Genomic DNA, 23,126 nt, shown 5'->3' on the forward strand with positions numbered 1-23,126 from the left:
GTACTCCATGTCACCCCTGGGGGATTTCGAATGATATTTCGGTCCATTCTCCTTTTATACTATCAGCCTGGATTTTACCTTTGTGCTGTTCTATTATTTGCCTCGTAATGGCAAGCCCCAGCCCCGAACCCCCTGTATTTCTGTTTCTGGAAGGATCTGTCCTGTAAAAGCGGTCGAATATTTTTTCAAGTTCATTTTTATCAATGCCCATGCCGTTATCCTTGATTTTAACAACCAGAAAACCGTTTTGCTCTTCAAACACAATATTAAGGAGTTTGCGTTCTTTTTCCATGAATTTTAAGGAATTGCTTACAATATTCAGTATCACTCGCTTGATCTTCTGACTGTCCAGAAGAACTTTAAAGTCGGTGGGTACATTGCATTCCGAGGCCAGTTCAACCCCTTTGCCGTCAAGCTCCAGATGCAGCTCCTGCATACAATTTTTATAAAATTCCAGTATATCTATATAATCCTTGTTAAAAGGTTCTTTTCCCAAATCAAGCTTGGAAAATAAAAATAAATCATCTATCATTGCATTCATATCAACTGTCTTTGTATAAATAACATCCAGGTACCTGGACAGTTTTAGGGGATCGTTTGCAACACCGTCCCGTATTCCCTGGATATAACCCTTTATTGAGGTAATTGGTGTCTTCAGGTCATGTGTTATATCTGAAAAAAGCTGCTTTCTGCTTTCCTCCATCTGAAGCTGGCTGGTAATGGATTTTTTCAGTTCAGCCCTCATTATTTCATAAGACCGTATAACACTTCCTATTTCATTGTTGGAATTTGATTGCAGATGAAAGTCCAGATTTCCCCGGGCTATCTCTTTGGCACTGTTATCCAGCCTTTTCAGGGGAATGACGATATCCTTTGTTATTATCCACATTAAAGGCCCGATTATTATGGCGGCCAACAATATCAGCACAGCCAGAAGGACATTATATCCGGGGCCGATAATTTTTCCAGTCTGTTTGAATACAAAGAAATAATCAAGTGAATCCATATCGTGAAAATCATATTTTAAAACAAAATACTCCTGTTTATTCCATGTAACATTGCTGTTGCTGATAGATAAATCATGCTTATCCGCATATCTTTCTTTTGCAGCTGCCTCAATTTGCCTGAATAGATTCTCATCAGCAAGCTCTGTCCCATAAGCCCTGTACTTCTGATTGTTTTTTACCAGAAGGAAACCTTTAAACGGTTTTATCTGTTCTGCAAGATTTGCAGCAAAACTGTCCTGTGCCAGAGTATCAGGATAATATTTCTCTGTATACCGCAAATCCACAACCACATCAACCACCCGGCTTACAGCCGACTCCCCGGTCTGGTCGCCTATGACCGACCTGGCTATTTGGCCCATGGTATGGGTAATAATGCCGACTCCGAACACAATGACAATAACCACGGTTATTATCAGCATTATCAAATATGTTAAAATCAGCTTAACCCTTAGAGACATTTATCTACACTTCTTTCCGTTCAAATATTGTCAAGCCGGCAACCGCAAATATGATACAATATGATAGCATGTACAGAAAGGCAGGTAATGCCGCCGTCAAGCCGGCTCCGTTAATCAGCGGCTGATACCATCCGCTGAAACTTACAGGCAGAAATTGCCTGACAGAGGTCAAAAACGTACCTGCCACACCCAGGACAAGCCAGATCAGCAGGTTCATGGCAATTGCCATGTTGGGGCTGCCTGTGGTCAATGTAAAAAATGATACAATCATCAGCACCGCCGTGAGGAAAATGAATGCTCCGAAATAGCTGACAAACAAGCTTCCGATGCCTGCAAAGGCCGCCGTACCGTTGATGACGATGCTGACCAGGAGACCGGATATTCCCAGTGCCAATAGGCATGTGGCAGTCAGGGCCGCCCCGGCAAGTATTTTTCCTAAATATATTATACTTTTAGTAACAGGCAATGCAAACAGATTTTTTATTGTACCGTCCTTAAACTCAGCTGTGTAAAGCTCACTGCTGATATAAACAGTCAGAGCCGGCAGAATAAAGCCTGTGAGCAGTTCCAGGATAAAAACCGGAAATCTGCCGGGTGCAACTATTTTAACTCCCGTATTATTTTCAATGACCAGGCTGGCGATGCCAATTGCCATTGCATATATAACAAAAAGTGCGATAATGACCTTTGTTTTTTTCTGATAAAGCAGCTTTTTGTACTCATCCACCGAAAAAGTAATCAGCTTGTTCATTTTCATTCCTCCTTCCCTTGGTTTTGGAAATCGTATCAAGATAGTACTTTTCAATAGTGGGGTAACTGCCCCTGATTTCTTCCACCGTGTCCGTTGTAAGCCATTTTCCGCTACTTATTATACAAACCCCGGAGGTAATCCCCTCTATATCATGTATCAGATGGCTTGATATTATCATCCCCGTATTATATTTTTCAATGATTCTTTTAAACAATTGCACCAGCTGATCCCTGCCCTCTATATCCATTCCGGAAAAAGGTTCGTCCAGCAGTATCAGTTTTGGTTTTGTCAGCAATATCCTGGCCAGATAAATGCGCTGCTTCATTCCCGTGGAAAAGGTTTTGATCCTGCTGTCCTTCCTGTCCGCAAGGCCGGTTACCGCCAGAACGGCATTGATATCCTCATCGGTGATATCAAAGTAAAGCTTCTGATACAGCTTCAGGTATTGATATGCCGTAAGATAAAGGTATGGCGAAGGATCCCCGATCATCATGCCTATTTCATTTTTTGTTGTCTGGGGATTATCCGTAATTGAAATACCTTTATATGATACTCTGCCGGTGTCAACCGGAAAAAATCCCATCATTGCCTTCATTGCTGTAGTTTTCCCCGCACCGTTGGGGCCCAGAAGGGCAACAACCTCACCCTCTGAAACTGTGAGGTTCAGCCCTTCTATGCCGTGGTTCCCGGGATATTTCTTGGTCAAATTTTCAACTTCCAGTAACATGCCATCCCATCCCATCTTCCGAATATTATTCCCTGCTGCATTTCTGTCGCATACTATTTTTTGCTGCATATTATTCTCTGCTGCATTTGAAATCTTCAGCATTTATGATCTCCACGTTTTTGCCGTCGGCATTGAACTTATCGGCACTGGTTTTGTTTATATCACTGACTGCTGCAGAACCCTGCAATGAAATATCATGATATGTGCCCCCGGCATCATTGCCGGTGATGCTGATCCTGGCTTCAAAAGACTTGATCTGGTTATCCTGGTCAACATTCACTTTTATAACAAGAGCTGCTAACTTGACATTTTCTTTTAAAGCAGGTACTAAATTATTGTCAATATCAAGATAGTCCTTGAGGAAGGGAAGCTTTTCAGCCAGCAATTGCTTGCGTACCTGGTCCAATTCAGTTCTGTCACTGCTGTCTTGATCAATTCCTTTGTTCCCGACTGCCACTGCCGTTAATAAATTCAAGGGCATAGGAATTTCATTCTGATCCAGATCCATTGTAAGGGTCTTTGATCCGTCAGGGTTACGTGTTAATGCAATCTGAGACTTTAGATCCCCGGCAAGGTAGTCTATAAGCTTTTCTTCGGCGGTTCCCATTCCGTGGTCACCTGCATAGTCATAGTCCTCTTTGTTGTATTCCATATTTTTGCCGTATTTGCCATGTTCCGCATTGACCAGCTTGTAATATTTATTGTTTGTTTCATCAGACAGGTATACTTCTTCACCGTTTTGGAAGAAGGAAAGGTCCTGCTGCCTGCCCTTCAAACTGATCTGAACATTTCCGCTGCTTTCCTTACTCTCATGGTCGGCTTTTACTCTGCCGTTCAATTCGGTGATTATCTTTCCGTTGTCGGAAATTCGAAATGTACCGTCAACCGAAGCACTGGTCAGAATTTCTTTTCCTCTTGAATCCTTCATTATTTGCTTCAGCGTCTCATAACCCTCATTTCCGGTGCCGGCTGCAAATGCCGTGGCGGTGAATACCGTAACTGCCGCCATCACCAGGAGCCCAAGCTTTAATTTCCTGTTTTTCATCTTCAATCTCTCCAATCAATAATTTTTATAGCTCGTCATGGTCAAACAATAAAACTTTGTTTTATCTGACCATACCTTATCGCTACAATTTGATTATAGAGAGTAAGAATAAAACTCCTCGAAAGAAATTCTAAAATTTTTCTAAAATATTTCAGGCAATAAACAAGAGCCTGCATTTTAATAGTGCAGGCTCCCTGATGAATAAACCTTAACTTTTTATTTGTATTGTCCTCTGGTCTGTGTTCCTCCGATGCCGTTGCTGCCCGTAATTGTCAGGGCCACTACCGACTTGGGCTCCAGAACTGTGGAATTCTCTGTTATAGACACCTTCTGCGCAACAATTGCAGGGTCCAGAGCGTTGATCAAAACCCTTTTGGGTGAACTTGCAAAGTTTGCTCCCGCATCCATTATGGCTTCAAAATAAGACTGGCAGGCACCTGCAAAAATACAAAGCCTATCCGGGTCGGGTTCATACTCTCTTGCTATCTGGACTGACTGAATAAAGTACGATGAATTGGCATAGCTTTCCAGTGACTTGTAATTCTTGGCGTTCTTTTTCAAACCGTCATGCCCTGTAAGCACCAGCACATTGGGCCTATAAGCCCTCAAATACTGTTTTACCACCGAAGGCTGCTTATCCTCGCTTACCCATTTTCCATAACAGGTAATCCTGCTTTGTCTGTAAAAGTCCATACATTGGTTCATAAAATCCTGAGCCGAATCAATATGAAGAATCCTTCCCGGTCTCCTTTTCAATCTGGTCAAAAAGCCCCTGTTAGATGGGCCGCAGCATTCTATACTTCTTTTTATCAAATAAAGCTCATTATATGCTCTTGTATATGCAGCTCTGGCATCCTGTTTTTCCAGGTCATCAGCTTTTGAATCTGCTTCTATACGGGAGGAAAGCCCCCGTAAAACATAGCAGTCAGATCCATCGCAATCTGGAATTATGTTTACTACTCTAAAAAGAAGATCTCCACCGTAAGACCTTCTTGTAACAATATCTCCAACTTGAAATTTAGTCAAAAAAATCACTCCAAAATTAACTTTTTATTGCATAATATGCAACCGGAAGTGATTTTGGGACTAAATGCAGTACAAAAATATACTGTTTTGGAACACAAATATTATATTATAAACTAATAAACGTATTGTACATTGTTAATAGAGGGTAATATGACCTTCGGCGTTATTTAAGCAGTTGAACAAAACATCCCCAAATACTCAATGGCAGGATACAGCCTTGAGGCGGTAATTTTAAGCCGGAACCGGCCGGCAGTTATGGCACCGAACCGGCAAATCCGTTTATAGCCAACAACTGTGCCTGTATATATCTGCTTCCACGCACCTTCAAATTGGGCCTCCAGGACAAAAGCTTCTATATGCTGGCCGCTGGTTTCTATGTTCTCCATTATTACTATTGTATCAACAGTTTGTTTGGAAGAAAGCTCGATCTCAATTTGGGCTGTTTCCGTTCCGCTCCTGGGGCGCCAGTAAGTGCCGGAATTACAGTCCAGGATATTCGAGACGTAATGTTTTTCATCCAGAGTTTCCGAGGCGGCAGCTCTGGCATCGTATGCCAGGTTATTTTCAAATGCCTTCCTTACAAGCCGTCCCAGCTCTTTCAGCACCGAACTGTCATTTTCATTGATCAGCCCTCTCCTGTCGGGCGGTATATTCAGAAGGAAGTTGGCATTTCCGCCCACTGAATTGCAGTATATATCCATCAGTTCCCCCGGGGTTTTTACCTCATGGTCTTCATTCCTATGGTAGAACCAGCCGGGCCGTATGGAGGTATTTACTTCGGCGGGATACCATATAAGCTTTTCCGCATTTTTTATGGCATCCCGGCTTCCCAGATCCTCTTCGGTCGAATCAATACGCTTTGCAAACTCCCCGTCATCCTTTTTCTGTGATTTTGCCGCTATTTTTTCGGCATCCTGCAGGTAAGCCGGCACAACACTCCATTCCGATTTCCGGCAATGCCCGGCTTCATTTCCGCACCATCTGACATCGGGCCCGCACACCGAAATTACGGAATTGGGCTGCAGCTCTCTTATCAATGAGTAATATGCATCCCAATCGTAAACCTGTCTCTTACCGTTGGGACCTTCACCGCAGGCGCCGTCAAACCATACGCAAAAAATATCTCCGTATTCTGTCAGCAGCTCTCTGAGCTGGTTTTTGAAATATTCATTATATACGGGTGAATCACCATATGTCTTTTCATGCCTGTCCCAGGGCGACAGGTAGATTCCGAATTTTAATCCGGCTCTTTTACAAGCCTCCGAAACCTCTCTCACCACATCGCCCTTTCCGTTTTTCCAGAGACTTTTTAATACCGAGTGCTCAGTAAATTTACTCGGCCAGAGACAAAAGCCGTCATGGTGCTTACAGGTTAATATGAGCCCCGTCATTCCGGCACTTTTACATACCTCAACCCACTGGCCGGCATCAAACTGTGTAGGATTGAAAACTTCAGGGCTCTCGTCTCCCATGCCCCATTCCCTGCCGGTAAAGGTATTTACCGTAAAATGTATAAAAGCGTAAAACTCCATTCTCTGCCAGGCCAGCTGGCGCTTTGAAGGTATACTGCCTGCTGCGTTTTCTATTATATCCATAATGGCACCGGTCTCCTTTTATATTTCAAACCATTTGCACTCCAAAGGAGCCAACTCAACAATATGTTTTTCACCGTCAGCTTTCAGAATGGTTGTTTTCTGCCTTTCAAAGCTGCTGTTTGCAGCGGCATAACAGCCTGCGCCAGGATATGCGGCACATTCAACCTCAGAATTTTCACTGAACCAGATCTGCATTTCGGCTTCCCTGCCGGCCGACCAGAATATTGCTCTGTACAGCATCCTGGTATTCTGCATGCTGAAAGGCAGTCCGGCCATATAAACCGCTCTGCCCCTGCCGTAGGCATTAACCGCCAGTGAACAGCTTAAATTATTTACATCGAGGATTTCCGCAGACTCACAGTACTTGTAAATAGAATTCATCCCTTCTCCGTAATCCATCGGCTCTCTGACATCGGCAGTTATGAAATGGCTGTCATTAATACTGAAAGAAGGCTTGTTACTGTTTACAGAAAAGCCTGCCTCCTTTTGAACTCCCAGTACGTCGGACAGTTGAAAAAATGCTCCGTTATATTCACAGGCGGTGGGTTCCCCCACTCCGATAAAACCTCCGCCGCCGTACACCCATTCCCGGACAGCCGAAACAATCTTTTCGTCCTTCCAGTGCTCGCCGCCCGACCAGGCGGTCCCGGCGTCTCCTGCATTAATAATGACCCCTGTATCTCTGGATATTCCATTATTTCTGATATCGTCAAAGCTTATGAACTCAACTTCAAAAGGCAGGCCGGACAGAGCTTCAAGTATCCCGAGATATGAATAACATCTCTGGTTCCAGAGGGAATGGGCCACCTGATGTGTCATCCAGGACCTGCAGACTCCCCATGCATTGAGAACGGCAACTTTAAATTTTGCACTGTAGGGTTTTGTGCCTTTTGTCCTGTCATGTATTGCTCTGAATTCATCACACACGTCTGCTATATGGTCAACGAAATCCTTAAATCCGGCAACCAGGCTTAAATATCCCCCATAGCCCATTCTGTTGGTGGGTTTTCTCAGAAGTGCCCTTCTGGACTTTCTCCACACCTCCAGCGACTCTTTGACGGGATCTCCTCCTTCATGAAAAACATCGGGGAAAAAGTAGGGATAAAACCTTGCTTCAGTAGCTTTTACAGGGATATCCGAAATCATCCTGGTAGTGACACCGTCTCCGGCCGCCCCGACGACGGCATCCAGCCCGATTTCACCGAAGTATTTGCCGTAGGGCTCTGTTCCGGCCCAATGGTCCCCAAGGAACATAATCGCTTTCTTTCCGGCTTTGTGAACCATATCTACACACTCTTTGGCAAAGCCCGCAATAAACCGCTGGTTAAAGTCCATCCAGTCTAGATATTTCCTGTCAGGCACCTTAAAGGGAGAATTGTAATAGCCCTTATCCGCAAAATCCTCAGGCATCAGCCTGTAGCCGTATTCCTTTTCAAACTGTTGGATTGCCAGGGGACTCACACAGCTCAGATATCCAAACCAGTCAACCTGCCGTTCCTTTCCATTTTCATTATAAATCAGGTCAAAATTGTAGAAAAAAGTAGTAAATCTTACTATGCCGGTTTGAGAATGGGCTTCCAGCCAGTGCTCCAACACTTCCAGCAAATGCTTTCTGGCCTGCGGATGTCTGGGATCCACAGGAAGCCTGTGTTCCTCCTTCCAGTTATTTGTCTTGTGATTGTACATGGAAACGGGTTCCCAGATTTGATATGCAAGAAATGTTACGGTATACTTATGCCATTTAATCGCATCTGCCAGGATCACCTTTCCGGTGTTTGAATCAAAAAGCCATTTGGTATTGTCAACCGTCTCACCGGTGGTACGGTCTGTAACTTCCCACCAGTCGGCAGGCTTATGCAAGGTATCAATTTCAAACTGCTCCCTGTAATAGCCTTTCATTATATCGATTTCTATTCTATTCTCAAAGGCAATAACAGCCTGGGACATGAGGTAGATTTGCTGCAGGCATTCCCTGTTGGCTTTTGCCCACTCATTGTCTTCTCTTATCAGACACAGCGTAGAATAGACATCAAAACCCATACCGACGATTTCAGTTGATAGCTGTGTACCGTCACTGTCCCTGACAGCATCTATCCCCCACTTTTGTGCCAGCTGAAGAATTTCCCTCTCCATACCCTTCTCAGCCGGCAGGGTAACTCTTCCTGAACTTTTAGTCATAGTGCATCCCCCATACCTTTATTTATGATTAAGTTGATAATATTCGTTCATAATATTCATTGATAATATTTATTTTCAAACGAACTGTCCTTATCCTTTGAGCCCGCCAAGCTGCATACCCTTTGTCAGTTTGTCCTGAGTGAGCACGAATACTATTATCGTGGGCACAAGAACTATTACAAGTCCTGCAAACAGCGCGCCCCAATCCGTCGCATAGCGCTGCACCTCCATGAGGTTTGCAAGGCCTATGGGCAAGGTTTTTTTAGTGTCGGTGGATATTAAGGTCAATGCCAGCGGAAACTCATTCCAGAAGGCGAAAAAGCTGAATATCGTAACCGTTATGATCCCCGGCTTTGCAAGCGGTACAATGATTCTGATGAAGGCCCCGGCATAGCCGCACCCGTCAATCATCGCGGAGTTTTCATAATCTTTCGGTATGCCCTTCATGAAGCTTATGAGCAGATATATGGAAAAAGGAAGCTGTGACACCGCATATACCAGGGAAAGCCAGAAACGGTTGTCATTCATATGCAGCCTGGTCATAAGCAAAAACAGAGGTATTATTATAAAGGTTATCTGTATGAAAATGCCTCCCATATATATGTTTTTAATAAATTTTCTGAAAGGAAACTCATATCTTGCCAGCGCATATGCCGAGGATACCGCCATAGTTACCAGCAGGATTATGGAACCCGCCGTGACTAAAACTGAATTGATTGAATAGCTTCCAATGTTCGCTTTTGTAAATGCCGACACGTAATTGCCTATATTTACAGATTTGGGCAAAACCCATGGGTTGCCGAGTATTTCGGTATTTGTCTTGAATGATGTCAAAATAGTCCAGAGCAGCGGATATACGACCATTATTGTATTTACCAATAAAACAACTCTGAATAAAATTCCAATTATTTTATCAAATATTCTATTGCTTTTCATAACTTCACCTCAACTGTTATTATGCCGTTTCTCCACCTGTCACCTTGTTGCTTATGATTGAGAGAACAATGGAAATGGCAAATACAAACACCGCTATTGCCATGGCATATCCAAAGCTTGCGTTCATAGCATGTTTATACATATATGTCAGCAGTACCTCCGAATCTCGGTCCGGGCCGCCGTCGGTCATGACTCTTACTATTGTAAAACTGTTTGTAATAACGCCATTGATGGCAAATATTATGGTTGTCTTTAGAATGTCCCAGAGCAGGGGTATTGTGATTGTCCAGAAGCTTTGAATCCCTGTGGCACCGTCAATATCTGCCGCCTCATATATCTCCTTTGATATCCCGTCAATTCCTGCAATGTACATAACCATATAATAGCCGGCAGCCTGCCAGATCATGGTGACCGCAATAGCCCACATTACCGTATTCCTGTTTCCCAGAACAGGGATATCAAGATCTGCCATTCCAAACAGATGCAAGACCGGATTAATTATTCCCATTGTGGGATGGTATATAAACGACCAGAGAATTGCAATTACAACGAAGGATAAAATACTTGGAAAGAAAAAAACCACTCTATAGAAATTGCTTTCTTTGACCTTTCCCGAAGTCAGCATGGCTGCAAAAAACAATGCCAGCAAAATTGTCGGTGCTCCGGATACTACCATTAGAAATCCTGTGTTTTTCAATGCTATGTAAAAAACATCATCCTGAAACATTGCCTTAAAATTGTCCAGTCCCACAAACTGTGATACATTTCCAAGCCCGCTGTCCTGATACAGGGAGCTTATAAAAACCTTAACCGTGGGATATATGATAAAAACAGCAAAAAGTATCAAGGCTGGCAGGACACATGCGGCAAGAAATAAATTTCTTTTCAAACTCTTATTCATTTATGTTCACACCCTGTTATAAATTATGGCCGGAGGTTTTATCCTCCGGCGATGTATTGGCGATATATTCTTATACTCTTTGCAATTATTGCGCTTTAGCCAGTTCATCCCTCACCTGGGCATAAACCTTCTCCAGTTTGTCTGCGTATTCTTCAACAGTCATTTGTTTGTTCATTATACTTGAAAATGGCTTGTATATTTCATCCGAAATATTTATCTTGCTGCCGTTTGCCACCGGCTTAAGAGATGCAACAACCGGCTTCATTCCATCTTCCACCGCCTTGTAACAGTTATATGCCGAAGGGGTTATGTATTCTTTTACCATCTCTGTTGCTCCCTTAACGGCCATTACCGCTTTTGCCTTTTCACCGTTTAATCTGACAGCCGTATCGGTATAGATGAATTTCATAAATTCCTTGGCAAGTTCAGGGTTCTTTGATTTTGACGGTATGTACATCTGCTCCACACTTACAAGCGCAATAGTGGGGTCGCCCGCATTAAAACCGGGAACACCTGCAAATCCGAACTGGAAACCATCCTCTCTCGGGGCATCCTTCATTTCTCCCTCAAACCAGCTGCCGTTTACGCAAAACATTGATTTGCCCTGCATGAATGCTGTCTGTGCCTGGGTGTGATTAAGTGCGACAGTCCCCTTCATGAGCGCATTATCGGTTCCGGCGATCTTTGAGAATATATCCAGGGTCTTCTTTGCAGCCTCCGACTTCCAGAAGCCTTCCTTATAGCTTGTAAAATCATCTACCGCCTGTTGTCCCCCTGCGGCATATACGGCAGGAATAAGCACCTCTTCCAGATATCCCGGATAAATACCCTGATATGTGAATAAGGCTCTTCCGTCCGCTTTTGCCTTTTCATTCAATGCAAAGAATTCATCCCAGGTTTTGGGAGCCGTATACCCCTTTTGGTCAAAATATGCCTTGTTGTACCATAAACCCATAACACCGTAATTATAAGGGGCAAGGTATATCTTGCCGTCATCATAGGGTGAACAATAGGGAGTTTCCAGGAAACCCGGCAAAATCAGGTCTCTTATATTGCTATCCTTATCAAGGGCCTTACTGTCGAAAATATCTGAAATGTCCATTATTGCTTTATCCTTGATAAGACCCTTTGTTACACCTGATGGGTCTCCGTCATTCAAATAAATAAAATCAGGAGGATTACCCGAGACGATACTTGGCTTTATCATTTCGCCCAGCTTTGGATTTGCAGTGATATTGATCTTTGTACCGGGATACTGCTCCATGAACTTTTGAGCCAGAGCGTCCCAGAAGTCTCTTCCGTATGCGCCCTGGAATACTGCAATATTTAATTCCTTGTTTGCAAACTCTTTTGTTCCGCCAGTTGATCCTGATGCTTCGGTTGAAGCCGCACTGCCTGCCGTAGATTCCTGTGCCGGCTGCGAAGCCGGTTCCGATCCGCAGCCCACGGCCACGGATGCGGTAAGTCCCAGTACCAGCAGAAGCGACATGCTTTTCTTTAATATGCTTTTCATTCCAACCTCTCCTTTTTATAAGTTGTTTTAGTATATTAACAATGATATTACCGGAGCGTACATTATCAAATTAATATTTCTATGAATTATATAGACAATTTTAAGAGGATTTTGGCAGTACTTTGTGAAAAGACCTTTCATCTGAATTCCTAAAAAAACAACCATGTACTATTTTATGATAATTAATAAAATAGTACATGGTATTAATTTTTATGCTTTATATCCTTTGGAGTGATACCGAAATATTTTTTAAACAATCTGTTGAAGTAAAATTGATCATTGATCCCAACGGCCGATGCAGCTTCCTTTATAAGAAAATTCTTGGATACCAGGAGCTCATAAGCCTTTTTCAGCTTTAACTCGTTTATATAATCGATCATGCTTTTCCCCACATCCGACTTAAACACCCTGCAAAGGTATGTGTCTGTCAGATTTACCCTTCTGGCAACCTCTGGAACAGTAATTTTACGGTAAATATTATCTTCTATATATTTCAAGGCTTCATGGATTTCCTTACGGTATGTTTTCCGGGTTTTAATTCTTTGTACGGCCGTTTCAAATATATTTTTCAAAACAAGCTTCAAAGCCTCTTCACTTTCTGCGGTAAAAATCACATCTTCATCAGTATTGTATTCATCAAATATCTCCTCGTTGCAAATCCCCAGATTCATTAGCCTTTTTTCCGCATCCCGCAAAACCCTCTTTATTATTTTCTTAAGTCTGAAGGGATTCAGAAGAGTTTCTTCTCCGACTTTTATTATACTTTCAAAAGTTTTCAATATACCTTCAACATTGCCGCCGGCAACCTCATTGAAAATACGGTCTGCCGACGATAACGCCAGCTCTTTCACATATTGTTCATTGTCATCCGGTATGCTTTTATTATCGGTACATACATCCGAAATACTCTCATAAAACATAAGCTCACAGGCTCTTTTACTTCTTCCCGCTTCATTTATCAATGATTGTGCATCCCGGGCAAAAGCTCCGTAAATAACGCCTATTTTCAGGTTAAAGTACATATAGGTTATATCCTTGATTCTCTGGGCTGTCTCCTGAGGAGATATTTTAACTTCATCCGTTGGGAAATTCACAGCAACAAGAGCGGAATTATTCTCAAAATCCAATGCAGATATCCAATTGGATTTGTTGAATATATTACCGGCAATATTCTTAATAATTTCCCCCACTTTTTGCCCGGTCTTTTCCAGAGCTGCCCGGTCCCCGCACCTGACCACAAATACCTGAATACATTCATTCCGCCCTGAAGCAAACATTCCGGAAACTGCCCCGGCTTGGGCTGCCGCTTCGTTTTCTGGCCGGAACCACAGCTTGTACAGGCAGTTATATCTCTCAAATTCAATGTCCTTCATACTTATTTGAGGAACAGCTTCCTTCCCTCTTCTGGAGTCAAGCTTTTCCTTTATCTCATACAAAACCCTCATAAATTCCTCAGAGCTTACAGTTACCTTAAGAATATAGTCATGGGCTCCGTATTTCATAGCTTCCCTGACGAGCTCAAAATCATTGTAATTGCTCAAAACCAAAATTTCTCCGTCATAATTCATATCCTTAAGCTTTTTTATCAGTTCAATTCCGTCCATATGGGGCATTTTTAAATCTGTAATTATTATATCCGGCCTGGTTTTCTCACATATTTCAAGGGCTCGTGAGCCGTCGGATGCCGTACCTAAAAGCTGAAATCCACTGTCCGCCCAATTGATCATGGATTTTATGGCAAGCTTTACAATCTTTTCATCATCCACGATTAAGATACTGTACATTATCATCACCCTCCCATAGAATCAAAGGCAGAATTATTTCGGTAACGGTTCCTTTGCCCTTTTTACTTTTTGTTGTGAGCCCATAGCCATCTCCAAAGTTGAGTTTGATTCTCTCGTTCACGTTTTCTATTCCTATTCCGGACAGCTTGTTCTTCCTGGATTCCCCATCCATACTTTCAGTATCAAAACCCTTCCCGTCATCAGCTATCCGTATAAGGAGCACGTCTTCAATATTGCCTGCGGATATTTTTATGCTTACTGTCCTTTCATCCTCATCAATCCCATGAATAATGGAATTTTCAACTATGGGCTGTAAAAGGAATTTTATAACCATGCACTTTTCCAATCCTTTTTCTATTTCATAACTTAATGAGAAGGAGTTGGCATAACGGATTCCCTGAATAGTGGCATAGTTGTTTAAATTTTCTATTTCCTTTTCCAAAGGTATGATTTCTTCCTTATTCAGTATGGTGTCCTTCAATAAACCTGAAAGAGCTCCCAGCCCATCTTCAAGAGTTTTATTACCGCTGAGCATGGCAGACCATTTGAGAGAATTGAGGGTGTTAAACAGGAAATGAGGATTTATTTGAGCCTGGAGCATCTTCAATTCGGCTTCCCTTTTTCTGAAATGCTGTCTCTCAATTTCTACAATCAAAGCTTTCAGTCTTTCAACCATTGCCTTAATATTAAAAGTCAATTCACTTATTTCATCGTTATACCTGTCGTCAATTTCTTCCTCCAGATTTCCGTCCCTTATGTTTTTTGCCGAGTGCAGCAGTGATTTCAACGGTATGGAAACACTTGCATAAATAATGAGAGACAGGATTATTGAAGCAGAAATGACAATAATGCTTGCAAATATGACATTATTCTTGACCTCGCTGGATTGCGAGCTTATAAACCTGTATGGGATCTTTCCGACTATATACCAGTCGAGAGAAGGTAAAAATGACCCGGCCACCAGGAAATCCCCCTCGGGAAACCTGTATCTGAAGGTATTGTTGTTTTTAAGATAGTTATTGTATATTTGAGTCTTAAGGTTGTTGTCCTTTATGAAAGTATCTTTTTTTATACTGCCTGAAACGGTGGAAACCACCGCTCCGTCGCTCCTCATGATGAACAGGTCGCTGCCCTTCCCAAGGTCTATGTTTTTATAGGTATTCTGTGCAAATATTCTTTCGTCGATGACTATTAACAGATAACCCCGTTTTTCCAGATAGCTGTGTTTTGAATATACCACCCTGCTGAGCACTATACAGCTGTTCCCAAGGTTTGATCCAAGTCTTGTCCAATATGTGTTTCCTACGGCATTGTCGGTATGCTTTATTATATCAATTATGTCGTTCTCATTGAAAATCTCGTATCCAAGGTCATAAAATATATTTCCATCGGGAAATCTGATACTTATATTCTTGACGTTTTTATAGTTGAACAGCTCTCTGCTGAATTTATTTGTCAGCAGCTCCATCAGTTTGTTCTTGCTCACATCATTCATATCATTGAACTTGATGATCCCATCCTGTACATCGTCATTCATAATAATTGATTCGCTTAATTTCTCATACTGATCCGTTTCGTTCTTTACATTTTTTGTGATTTCCTGAACTAATTGACCGGAATATGAGTTAAGTTTCGATGTGATGGATTTCTCGTAATTAGAGTTGGAATAGGTTCCTACAAGAGCGATTGGAAGCACCGAAATAAGCAGAAAACCAAGAAAAATACGCTGTATAATGGGTATTTTTCTCACTTTTAAAATAAAAGCAATTGATTTATTCTTAGCAATTTTATAGAAACGCACCCTTGCGTAATCAGTATTTTTGGCTCCACCAAGTTTATGTTTCATAATATGCACCATCATACGCAAATTTATTTTTTATTATCTACTAAAATGTGATTCTATCAAATATTTAACGTTATTGCAAACCATAATACGGAAATAGCGGGTTATCTATCTCCAAATTAACAACTTTATTATTTAAATAGTACACTTATTTCAGCATTGATTTTCTGCGGGTCAACAGGCCCGGCCGGTGCATTGCCAAGTGAATACCTCTGCTTCAGCTCCAGCACCCTGTAAACACTTCCATCCAGCCTCCCGGTACTGATCTGCCCTGTTTGTGCGGCAGCCAGCAGAGCTTTTATGACTGTCTCCTGCTTGTCAAAGCCGTGGCAGACCAGCACTATGTCGGCACCGGCCTGAATGGATTTTACTGCCGCCCCGCCCATGTCGTAGTTCTTCTCTATGGCACCCATGGTAAAATCATCTGTGATAACGACGCCATTAAAGTTCATATCTGTTCTCAATAAGTCTGTAATAACAGCTTTGGAGAAGGAGGCAGGGTTTTCCGGGTCAAGTTTGGGAAGCAATATATGGGCTATCATAATGGCGTCAACACTATTTTCAATAGCCGCCTTAAACGGCACTAACTCAAAGCTTTCCAGCCTTTTGAGATCATGGTTCACCCGGGGCAGGCCTACGTGGGAATCCACCGAGGTATCCCCATGGCCCGGGAAATGCTTGACAACCGAAATAACATTTTCAGCCCTGATACCCTTCATGGTTTCTATTCCCAGTCTGCTGACCAGGCCGGCGGTTGTTCCGAAGGACCGGTCACCGATCACGGGGTTTTTAGGATTGCTGTTTATGTCCACTACAGGAGCAAAGTCCATATTAAAACCAAATGAGCTCAGTTCTCTCCCCAATATGTTTCCTATCTGATAGGACAGGGAACTGTCGTTTTTTTGTCCTATTACTTTGTTGGAGGGGAATTTTTTAAATTCATCTGGAAGCCTGGACACTCTGCCGCCTTCCTCATCCACCGACAGGAACATGGGCACTTTATTTAAGGCCGCATTTGTCTCTTTCAGCGAATTAAGCAGAGTCAACAGCTGGGCGGAATCCTGTATGTTCTTTTTAAATAAAATAAACCCGCCTGCATGGTATTTCTCCATGAGCTGCTTTGAGTGTTCGTCATTTTCATAGCCGTCCACACCCACAATTACCAGCTGACCCACTTTTTCTTCAAGGGTCATACTGTCAATCAAAGCTTTAATTTGATCGGTCTGGCTGTCCTGCCCCGGTTCTGCCGTATCCGGACTGTTCTGTGCGGTTGTATTTCCGGGACCTCCGGTCATTCCCGAAGTTGCGGCAGAAGTGCTTTCAGCTGCTCCGCCCGGCCTTGTGCCGCCCGAAGGTTTCAACACCTGGGGCAGGCCAAGGTTCTGTACCAGCACATACCCCAATACAACTACTGCCACTGCTGTCAGTGATAATCCGATTCCAACCCTGGATCTTCTTTTCCTTCTGTAGGTTTCTTTCCTGCTGCCCTTATTCATAAGCCTCCATTATATAAGATTCATAGTTATATTTGCTTTTATATAATTATATGCCTCCTGACCGCAAAGTACCAGACCGGCACACCTATCACAAAACCCCGTTCACCGGACACTGACCAGGCATGTATCCGTTTAACGGGGTTTTTTTAATTTATATTAAATTTCAGTTATGCGTTTATTCAACTGTAAACGTCACTTCCAGCGGCGCCTTGCCATTGAGCCCGGTGCTGACTTTGTCGGGCTGTGTTCCGCCCACAAAGAGGGTGAAATCACCGTTTTCAACATAGCGCTTTCCTTCTTCATCCACAAGCATCATTGCCCTGGAGTCAATCTCAAAGCCGACTGTCCTTTGCTCCCCGCTCTTCAGGTGTATGCGCTTAAAGCCGCACAGACTGTGATTGGGTACTCTTACTGATGCCTTCAAATCTTTGATATAAACCTGAACGACTTCATCGGAATCCCTGCTTCCGGTATTCCTGACATCCACACTGACCGTTATGCTATCTCCGTTCTTGATCCTTGAGCTGGAGCAGGCCGGGTTTGAATATTCAAAATTTGTGTAGCTCATACCAAAACCAAAAGGATACAGAGCATCCTGTTTCATGAACTTATAAGTCCTGTTTTCCATTGAATAGTCTTTGAAATCCGGCAGTTCTTCGGTTGACTTATAGAAAGTCACGGGCAGTCTTCCCGCAGGCGAATAATCTCCGAACAGCATTTCAGCGAAAGCCTGACCGCCCCTTGAACCGGGATACCAGCACTGTACAATTGCCGCTGCCTTGTGGGCGGCATTTCCTATGCTGAGTGCACTGCCTGAAACAAGGGCCACGATTGTGGGCTTGCCGGTTTCAAGAATTGCATCCAAAAGCTTTCTCTGTGATTCCGGGAGATTAAGGTCGGTCTTGTCTCCTCCGGCATCAAGGATTGCCGTACCCTGGTCGTTCTGCTCTCCCTCAACTGATGCGTCAAGCCCCAGACAGAGAACGACAACATCACTGCGTTGGGCAGCCGACACGGCTTCCTTCAGCCTGTCTCCGGGAAGTGCCAGATCTTCCTCCCTGTTCATGTGGAGGTGGCTGCCCAGAGCATACCATACACGGGTTTCAGGTAATACCCTGTTTCTGATGCCATCCAGCAGGGTTATACTGTGGGACGGAGTACCGCTGTAATTTGCTATCAAAGCCAGATCACTTGCAGCATTTGGTCCGATAACAGCTATATTCCTTATCTTGCCCGCCTCCAAAGGCAGCAGTCCGTTATTCTTCAGCAATACCATGGATTTTCTGGAGGCATCAAGTGATAGCTCATTATGTTCCTTGCAGTCATTTATTTCATAAGGTATGCTGTCGAATTCGCAGTCATTGTCAAACATACCAAGTCTCATTCTGGTAGTCATAACCCTGACTGCAGCACGGTCAATATCCTCTTCGGTAATCAGGCCTTCTTTTAAGGACAATAGAAGCAAGAGATAAATATTTCCGCAGTTCAGGTCACATCCACTTTTTATGGCCAGTGCAGCAGATTCGGTTGGAGTCTTTGTCACTCCATGGCCCTCATGGAAATCCTTAATTGCCCAGCAGTCCGAAACCACATGGCCGTCAAAGCCCCAGGAATCCCTGAGAATGTCCTGCAGCAGTGTTTTGCTTCCGTTGCAGGGTTCTCCGTTGGTCCTGTTGTAGGCACCCATCACCGCTTCAACTTTGGCTTCCTTTACAAGTGCTTCAAACGCAGGAAGATATGTTTCGAACATATCCTGTTTTGAGGCTATAGCGTCAAAATGATGCCTGTCATCCTCGGGTCCGCTGTGTACTGCAAAATGCTTTGCACAGGCTGCCGCCTTCAGATGTTTCCCGCTGCCCTGGAGCCCCTTTACAAAAGCCACCCCAAGCCTTGAAGTAAGATACGGATCTTCCCCGTAGGTTTCATGTCCCCGTCCCCACCTGGGATCTCTGAAAATATTTACATTAGGTGACCAGAAGGTAATTCCCTTATATATGTCACGGTCGTCTTTCCTTGAACTTTCATTGTACTTCGCTCTTCCCTCTGTTGCGATGACATCAGCGATTTTTTGCAGATACTCATCATCAAAAATGGCCGCCAGACCTATTGCCTGTGGAAATACCGTAGCAACACCCGCTCTGGCAACTCCGTGAAGCGCTTCATTCCACCAGTTATACCTGGGGACATCCAATCTTTCAACCGCCTGTGCATCGTATCTAAGCTGTGCTGCCTTTTCCTCAAGCGTCATCCTCGACACCAGGTCAGCCGCTCTTTCTTTGAAGGAAAGTGATTTGTCCAAATATTTCGGCTTTTGTTCCATATTAACCTCCTAGTTTTTCTCGCTTTTCCCGTTTTCCGCTTTAATTTAACGCGTTGTGCTAATTAATTAAATTATGTACTTTATAATTATTTGCCATAACTGTTGCTGCAATCAGCTTAACCGTCGTGCCGGTTAAATTGGTTCCCGGCTTTGCAGTTAAAGGAGTTATTCTAATTATACAGGTACAGTTACACAACTTCAAGCAATGGACGGCACGGTAAAGTGCCTGCTGATATTTGCTGGTGAACAGCAGATATTATTTTAAGCAAGCGCTTCGTGTGCAATCCAATTGATTGAAAAGGGAAACTCATGTCAGCCCTTGACGGCTCCAACCACCAGGCTGTCCTGTACCTTCTTGCTCATGAATGCATATATGATCAGGGTTGGGATTGTTGCAACCATGAGACCTGCGCCTATGGGGCCCCAATCGGTGGTGTACTGGCCGGCCAGAGACTGGATACCGACTGTCAGGGTTTTGAACCGGACATCACTGATAAACACCACTGCAAACATCAATTCATTCCAGGCCTGCAGAAAAGTGAATATGGTAACTGTTGCCATGGCCGGTCTCATCAGCGGCATTATTATGCTGAAGAATATCCTGTATATGCTGCAGCCGTCAATACACGCGGCCTCCTCCAGCTCTCTGGGCAGGGACGTCATAAAACCGGAAAATATAAGTATGGCCATAGGTATTGCAAAGGCTGAATAAGGTATGATCAAAGCCCAATAGGAATTGACCATTTTCAGATTTCTCAGCATGACGAATATGGGAAGCAGAGCCGAATGGAGGGGGACAGTGAGCCCAAGGATAAAAAAGGAATTCATTTGTTTTCTTATCTTAAATACCATCCTGGTCAGTGCATAGGAGGCCATGACGGAAAATATTACCGTAAACAGAATTGTGGCAGCCGTGACTATTACACTGTTTATAAAATAATGCCCTACATTACCGCCCAAAAGTGCATTGCTGTAATTGGACCAGAGCCATTTGGTGGGAATGCCCAGGGGATTTCCTCCGAATATTTCCGAGTTGTCCTTTAAGGAAAAGGTAAACATCCAGTACAGCGGAAACAGCTGTATAAATGCTACCACAATGAGGGCGGCATACATAAGTATACTTGATATGGACCGTTTGGAACTGCTCACCGTTGTATGTCTGCTCATCTTTTTGCACCCTCCCTTTCTCTGAACAGGAAACCCACCAGGATTGACAGTACAAAGCATTCAAGGATAACAAATATAGCCATTGCACTTCCGTATCCGTATTGGTTTCCTTTAAATATGGTACTGACCATATACGTACCTATAACCTCACTTGCGTGGACAGGGCCCCCGCCGGTCAAAACATATACAAGATCAAATACCTTAAGCGCTCCTGTTACTGCAAATATTACAGAGACATTGAGTACAGGCTTCAGCATAGGTATGGTTATTTTCAATGATGTATTCCACCAGGAAGAGCCGTCTATTACCGCAGCTTCAAAAACATCGGTGGAAATGGATTTAATACCTGCGTACATCAGCAGCATATGATAGCCAATATACTGCCATATTATAGGAATAAAAGTAGCGCCCAGTGCATTTTTGGTATCTCCCAGCCATTCCTGAGCCCAGGAATCAAGGCCTATTGAACGCAATAACAAATTCAGGATACCGTAGTCATAATTATATATTTTCATCCACAGCTGACCTATAACAACTGTGGAAATAATAACCGGTACAAAATAGACAGTCACAAAGCTTTTTTCAAATTTGACACCCTTTGCCAGAACAAGAGCTAAAAGCAGTGAAATGGGGAGCTGGATAAATACCGACGCAACTGCCAAAATCAGCGAATTAACAGCCGCTTTAACAAATATGGGATCAGAAATGAGTCCCTTATAGTTGGCCAGCCCAATAAAGGTACCTTTACCGAATCCGGACCAATCCTGCATGCTATAGTATAATGACATAATTATCGGTACTATAATAACGGCTATAAACATAACCATGGCCGGAAACAGGAAAAATACTATGGCTTTCTTATTATTCAATACCCTATCCACAAAACTCACTTCCTTCTTTTATTAGTTTTTATTAGCTTAATTATTACTCTAATCTTTATTACATTTTTCATAAGTATTTGGCGTCCATTTGCTACCGGTGAATTACCAAATAAGTATCAAATGGACGCCAGGTATATAATTTCAGTATCTGTTATTTACCGTATATTGACTGCAAGCTGTCTACAAACTGTTCCGGTGTTTTTGCTCCCATGAACAATTCCTGCAGAGCATTCAGATAAGTTTCAGTATCCTTGCCTGCAAGGAGGGTATCCCACCAGATTGTAAAGCCTTCTGCATCTTTTGTAAGATCAACAACCTTTACAAGTGTGGCAGGCAATTTGCTTTTATCAACGTCCTCAGCCTTCCAGGCAGGCATTGCGGCACCAGCCAGGTAGGATTCCTTTGAAAAGTTTTCCGCAAAATACATCTGGAATTTAACAGCCTCATCCTTGTTCTTTGTGTTGGCACTGACCATTACCGCGTCAACCGCTCCGCCTGTAAACTGCTTTGCATTTCCCTTTCCGTCGGGTATTGCCGGGAAGGAGATGACTCCGATTTTGCCGGCAACCTTGGAATCCTTGGCATCAGCCTTACCTGCCGCCCAGCTGCCTTTGAACATCATTGGTATTTTTCCGTCATAGAAGGGCACTTCAGCTTCATCGTTGGATATTCCGGCCGCACCCTTTGAGAATGCACCTGCATCTACGAGTTCCTTAAATCTCTTAGCCGCATTCAGGAATTCCGGATCTTTAAATGAACCTTCCTTTGTAAGGGTTTTAACTATTTTTTCAGGTCCTGCCGCTCTTAATGCCATAACGTCAAAGTACATCGCTATGGTCCATTTATCTTTTCCGGATACGGCCATAGGAGTTATTCCCTTCGCCTTGAAAGCTTTGATGGCTGTGAGCAGTTCATCATAAGTGGCCGGAAGTTTCACGTTGTTCTTATCAAACAGCTCGGTGTTCACGAATAAAGCTCCCGCCGCAAGGAAGAAAGGCATTCCATATATTTTATCGTTGTAAGTCAGGTTGTTGAAGGCACCGTTAACCAGTTTGCCCTTGGTTTCAGCCGTAATGTAATCATCTATAGCCAAAACTGAATTTGAATCAATAAATGGCTTTGAGAAGCCTCCGCCCCAGGTTGAGAAAAGGTCAGGCAGTTCATTGGCCGCTGCCATGGCCTTTATCTTTGTCTTGTAGGCTTCATTTTCGTTTGTGTCAACTGTTATCCTTACATTTGTATTAGCCTTCTGGTAATCATCGATTACCTTTTTAGCAGCAGGCATAAAAGGATCCGTTGCTCCGCCCCAGATATGGCTGAACTTCAATTCAACCTGCTTTCCGGCACCAGCATTGGTATTTCCGGCATTTGTATTGGTGGCAGTACCGGTGTTGTCCCCGGCAGGTTTCCCACAAGCTGTCATACCAACCGCCAAAGCTCCTGCAAGTATAAATGCCATTCCTCTTTTTACTAGCATTTTGTTCATGGTTATTCCTCC

At 43.3% G+C, this 23,126-nt stretch carries 17 protein-coding genes; all 17 read right to left on the bottom strand.

The features are described 5' to 3' along the window. Positions 1-10: 10 nt before the first annotated feature. Entirely contained in the window at positions 11-1,465 is a 1,455-nt protein-coding gene (locus CTER_RS11205; protein WP_004625626.1) for a sensor histidine kinase, read from the bottom strand. A gap of 4 nt (positions 1,466-1,469) precedes the next feature. Then, positions 1,470-2,216 (bottom strand): ABC transporter permease, encoded by a 747-nt coding sequence (locus CTER_RS11210; protein WP_004625536.1) that lies wholly within the window; start codon positions 2,214-2,216, stop codon positions 1,470-1,472. Then, complete coding sequence (locus CTER_RS11215; RefSeq protein ID WP_004625658.1) at positions 2,185-3,045, bottom strand: ABC transporter ATP-binding protein; 861 nt, start codon at positions 3,043-3,045, stop codon at positions 2,185-2,187. The genes CTER_RS11210 and CTER_RS11215 overlap by 32 nt, the downstream gene beginning before the upstream one ends. Further along, positions 3,014-3,988, bottom strand: coding sequence for a hypothetical protein (locus CTER_RS11220; RefSeq protein WP_004625541.1), 975 nt, complete (start codon positions 3,986-3,988; stop codon positions 3,014-3,016). Before CTER_RS11220 ends, CTER_RS11215 begins: the two co-directional genes overlap by 32 nt. Before the next feature lie 216 nt (positions 3,989-4,204). Continuing rightward, the gene (locus CTER_RS11225) at positions 4,205-5,014 is read right to left on the bottom strand and encodes a sporulation peptidase YabG (protein WP_004625568.1); all 810 of its coding nucleotides are present in this window, start codon (positions 5,012-5,014) and stop codon (positions 4,205-4,207) included. 167 nt (positions 5,015-5,181) lie between these two features. Next, positions 5,182-6,609 (bottom strand): alpha-L-fucosidase, encoded by a 1,428-nt coding sequence (locus CTER_RS11230; RefSeq protein ID WP_004625482.1) that lies wholly within the window; start codon positions 6,607-6,609, stop codon positions 5,182-5,184. Positions 6,610-6,627: 18 nt separating this feature from the next. Continuing rightward, on the bottom strand, positions 6,628-8,787 hold the full coding sequence (gene gnpA, locus CTER_RS11235) for a 1,3-beta-galactosyl-N-acetylhexosamine phosphorylase (RefSeq protein ID WP_004625567.1): 2,160 nt from the start codon (positions 8,785-8,787) through the stop codon (positions 6,628-6,630). 90 nt (positions 8,788-8,877) lie between these two features. Beyond that, positions 8,878-9,723 carry a carbohydrate ABC transporter permease gene (locus CTER_RS11240; RefSeq protein ID WP_004625654.1) on the bottom strand — a complete coding sequence of 282 codons (846 nt, stop codon included), beginning with the start codon at positions 9,721-9,723 and terminating at the stop codon, positions 8,878-8,880. A 19-nt stretch (positions 9,724-9,742) separates the two neighbouring features. Further along, positions 9,743-10,624, bottom strand: a complete 882-nt coding sequence (locus tag CTER_RS11245; RefSeq protein ID WP_004625659.1) for a carbohydrate ABC transporter permease — start codon at positions 10,622-10,624, stop codon at positions 9,743-9,745. Positions 10,625-10,709: 85 nt separating this feature from the next. Further along, entirely contained in the window at positions 10,710-12,137 is a 1,428-nt protein-coding gene (locus CTER_RS11250; protein ID WP_004625627.1) for a carbohydrate ABC transporter substrate-binding protein, read from the bottom strand. Between the two features lie 203 nt (positions 12,138-12,340). Next, complete coding sequence (locus tag CTER_RS11255) at positions 12,341-13,921, bottom strand: response regulator transcription factor (protein ID WP_004625497.1); 1,581 nt, start codon at positions 13,919-13,921, stop codon at positions 12,341-12,343. Beyond that, positions 13,896-15,767, bottom strand: coding sequence for a cache domain-containing sensor histidine kinase (locus CTER_RS11260; protein ID WP_004625588.1), 1,872 nt, complete (start codon positions 15,765-15,767; stop codon positions 13,896-13,898). The genes CTER_RS11255 and CTER_RS11260 overlap by 26 nt, the downstream gene beginning before the upstream one ends. A gap of 128 nt (positions 15,768-15,895) precedes the next feature. Next, complete coding sequence (gene nagZ / locus CTER_RS11265; RefSeq protein ID WP_004625663.1) at positions 15,896-17,260, bottom strand: beta-N-acetylhexosaminidase; 1,365 nt, start codon at positions 17,258-17,260, stop codon at positions 15,896-15,898. Between the two features lie 175 nt (positions 17,261-17,435). Beyond that, positions 17,436-19,580 (bottom strand): glycoside hydrolase family 3 C-terminal domain-containing protein, encoded by a 2,145-nt coding sequence (locus tag CTER_RS11270; protein ID WP_004625545.1) that lies wholly within the window; start codon positions 19,578-19,580, stop codon positions 17,436-17,438. A 312-nt stretch (positions 19,581-19,892) separates the two neighbouring features. Continuing rightward, the gene (locus CTER_RS11275) at positions 19,893-20,747 is read right to left on the bottom strand and encodes a carbohydrate ABC transporter permease (RefSeq protein ID WP_004625517.1); all 855 of its coding nucleotides are present in this window, start codon (positions 20,745-20,747) and stop codon (positions 19,893-19,895) included. After that, complete coding sequence (locus CTER_RS11280; RefSeq protein WP_004625617.1) at positions 20,744-21,628, bottom strand: carbohydrate ABC transporter permease; 885 nt, start codon at positions 21,626-21,628, stop codon at positions 20,744-20,746. The genes CTER_RS11275 and CTER_RS11280 overlap by 4 nt, the downstream gene beginning before the upstream one ends. Before the next feature lie 151 nt (positions 21,629-21,779). Beyond that, complete coding sequence (locus tag CTER_RS11285) at positions 21,780-23,114, bottom strand: extracellular solute-binding protein (protein WP_004625647.1); 1,335 nt, start codon at positions 23,112-23,114, stop codon at positions 21,780-21,782. Positions 23,115-23,126 lie beyond the last annotated feature (12 nt).

Source organism: Ruminiclostridium cellobioparum subsp. termitidis CT1112 (assembly GCF_000350485.1).
GTDB classification, from domain to species: domain Bacteria; phylum Bacillota; class Clostridia; order Acetivibrionales; family DSM-1351; genus Ruminiclostridium; species Ruminiclostridium termitidis.